The organism is Blautia sp. ZXY-1-B12 (genome assembly GCF_056339915.1).
Genome location: NZ_JBWJVP010000090.1, coordinates 1 through 2,422, shown reverse-complemented (window position 1 = coordinate 2,422; position 2,422 = coordinate 1). Strand labels below are relative to the sequence as shown.

At 44.3% G+C, this 2,422-nt stretch carries 3 protein-coding genes; 1 reads left to right on the top strand and 2 read right to left on the bottom strand.

Annotation, left to right across the window (positions count from 1 at the left end):
- Nucleotides 1-208, top strand: a 208-nt coding sequence (locus AC075L_RS05940) for a helix-turn-helix domain-containing protein (RefSeq protein WP_476387346.1), incomplete at its 5' end; no start/stop codon positions are given.
- Nucleotides 209-248: 40 nt separating this feature from the next.
- Here the strand turns inward: AC075L_RS05940 and AC075L_RS05935 are convergent.
- Together AC075L_RS05935 and AC075L_RS05930 are read right to left on the bottom strand one after the other, a co-directional pair.
- Entirely contained in the window at nt 249-1,517 is a 1,269-nt protein-coding gene (locus tag AC075L_RS05935; protein WP_227296197.1) for an ABC transporter substrate-binding protein, read from the bottom strand.
- A gap of 193 nt (nt 1,518-1,710) precedes the next feature.
- Nucleotides 1,711-2,422 (bottom strand): sensor histidine kinase (locus tag AC075L_RS05930; RefSeq protein WP_476387345.1); only part of this gene is annotated, 712 nt, incomplete at its 5' end.

Here is a 2,422-nt window from a genome sequence, read left to right as displayed (position 1 = left end):
CGGCGCCATGGATTTCTTTTCCCGGTTAAAGATCGCCTATGCCAGACAACTGATCCGCGAGAACCAGATGAACTTTACGCAGATTTCAGAATTTCTGGGATACTCTTCCATCCATTACTTTTCCAGACAGTTTAAAAAAATTTCCGGAATGACACCCACAGAATATATCACATCAATAAAGGCGCTCTCAGAACGAGAGCGCCAGTAATACCAGACCAATATTTTCATAATGTTGAACAGCCTTTTTCTTATTTCATATTGCTGAGATTCTCTATAAATTCATCCGATGTTTCTTCTAATCTTGTAAGCTTCAGAAGTTCGCTTTGTATCTGTTCTTTATAATCCGGATCTGCCTCCAGACCTGCAGCCCACATGTACGGCTTTGACATCTCTTTCATATACGGTACTGCATCTGCCAGCACTTCCGGCCATTGTGTATTGTCCGTATCTGCCGGGATGGAATTAACCGCATCTGTCATTTTCATATCTGTTTCCCCGGTACAGATGGAATATGCAAAGTCAAAAGCTTCCTGCTTCATCTGCGAATCCTTTGTGACTCCAAATCCCTGTGCTCCCACCATAACACCTTCTGTGCCGTCTGTTCCGGCCTTTACTGCAGGCCATGGAAAAAATCCCCAGGAATCATCAGATTCTGTAGCTTCTGTCACTTCATTCGGAACCCAGGAGCCCTGCAGCACCATGACTGCCTCGCCATCTCCCACTTCATCCTGACCTTCCGGATGCTGTGCCGGTGCACTCTGACTCATATATCCCGCAAAAAACAAAATTCTGATATCATCTGCCGCCTCTTTTGCCTGTGGAATCTGTGACCAGATACAGTTACGGATCAGCTGCTGCACTTTCTCCTGTCCAAGATATCTGGCAAGCTGATATCCATACAGAAGATTCACATACTCTTCATCGCAGGTCATGGCACTAAGGCCACTGTCACTGTTTTTAATCTTACGGCATACTCTGATCAGTTTCTCCCAGGTATCCGGGATATCCTGTTCTGTAAGTCCAGCCTCTTCCCATAAATCCTTATTATACCAGACGCCTGTGATATAAGGCTGATACGGCATTGCAAGCAGTTCTCCACTTCCCCAGTTCTTCACCTGCTCCAACAGTACCGGCATAATATGCTTCTCATAATCCACAGTATCTGCCATTCCTTTTAATTCTGCCAGATAATCCCTGTGTTCCTGAGCCATCCTCTGATAATCATCATCAAAAAGGTCAATCTGTTCTCCGGCATCCAGGGCAGGTTCTATCAGAGACCGGATTCCTCTGCCCTTCCACTGAATCTCTACAGAAATACCTGTTGCTTCTTCATAAGCTTCTGCTGCTTCTCTGATCACATCTGCCTGTGGTTCATCTTCTTCCCACATGGACCAGTATACAATACTCTGTTCCGGAATTTCTGTGATTTCATCTGATGCTGATACAGTAACCGCTCCTGTTGCGAACAGCATTGACAAACAGCTCATACCCGCTGCAATGCTTCTCCATTTTTCCATACTGAAAATACCCTCCATTGTACCTGCTTTTACATGGATAACTGTCTGATTTTATTTTCTCCAATAATCACTTGTCTGTCAATCCCCAAAATTTATACATTTCTAACAACCATGTCGGATACTGTCCACTCTCTTTTCAACACCAGACAAAATCATCCGCTTCACTACACCGAATAACTGCTTCACAGGAGCTTTACTTAGTCTGATCAAACAGGATTTCCATCTTCGTTCCCTTACCCGGCTCACTGTCCAGAAGAATCTTCGCATGATGCAAAACTGCGCCATGTTTTACAATAGAAAGCCCCAGGCCTGTACCTCCGGTTTCACGTGAATGGCTCTTGTCCACTCTGTAAAAACGCTCGAAGATTCTCTGCTGTTCGCTCTCCGGAATTCCTATTCCGTTATCTTCCACACGAAAATACGGTTTCCCATTGAGTTTTCCCACAAAAACCTTTACATCTCCACCATCCGGGGTATAGCGGATAGCATTATCTGTAATATTGTAGAACATTTCATATAATACATGGCGTACTCCCTGCATCTGTGCAGGTCCGCCTGTATATTCCAGATTAATCTTTTTCTTTGCTGCCCTGTTCTGCAGATTGTTGATCACATCTTCCCCAAGCTCTCCGATGTCAACCTGTTCAAACATAGTTTCTCCGTTCTTCTCATCCAGTCTGGAAAGCTGAATGATATCTGCAACCAGATTTGATAAACGCTCGGACTCATGAAAAATCCTGCCGGAAAAATCCTGCATCTTGTCCGGCGGTACCATTCCATTCATCATAAGCTCCGCATATCCGGAGATTGACATAAGAGGAGTTTTCAATTCATGGGAAACATTTGCCGTAAACTCTTTTCTTGCACTCTCTGCATTCTTAAGATCTTCCAGCTGTTTCTGAATC